Consider the following 476-nt stretch of genomic DNA (forward strand, 5'->3'; position numbering starts at 1 on the left):
AAAAAAAAAATAAGGAGGTAATAAAATGGCTATTAATGATTTAACTGAAAGTTATTTAAATTCGATAATTTTCAATGATGAACCAAGTAACATGCAAGATATATTGCCGTTGATTAACAACCCATTTGTTAATAGAAAAACAAATGATGCATTATCAATGCTATTTCATAGATTTTCAAAAAACACAGACATACCGTTAGGTATTCCAGTATTTAGCTTTTTTTCATATATTTCAGCTTTTTGTTTATTCAGTAAAGCCACTATGAAAATACCTAAAATGAGTAATAAAACCGAGTTAGATACTTGGGTTATGCTACTCGCACCTAGTGGAGCTTCTAAAACACTATCCAACAAGATTATAAGCGACTTAATTCCATTAGATTATGATGGAAATAAGGTTATTTCCCCGAATATTGCCAAACCGGCTGGCCCGGTTGGAATGATTAAACAACTTGATGAAATAACCGATAAAAGAG

The 476-nt window shown here is 30.9% G+C and carries 1 protein-coding gene; it reads left to right on the forward strand.

Translation table 11 applies throughout. The features are described from left to right. Window positions 1–25: 25 nt before the first annotated feature. Window positions 26–476 (forward strand): hypothetical protein (locus tag GHO25_RS25755; RefSeq protein WP_153393436.1); only part of this gene is annotated, 451 nt, incomplete at its 3' end.

It is taken from the genome of Pseudomonas sp. FSL R10-1350 (assembly GCF_009600525.1).
GTDB lineage: Bacteria > Pseudomonadota > Gammaproteobacteria > Pseudomonadales > Pseudomonadaceae > Aquipseudomonas > Aquipseudomonas helleri.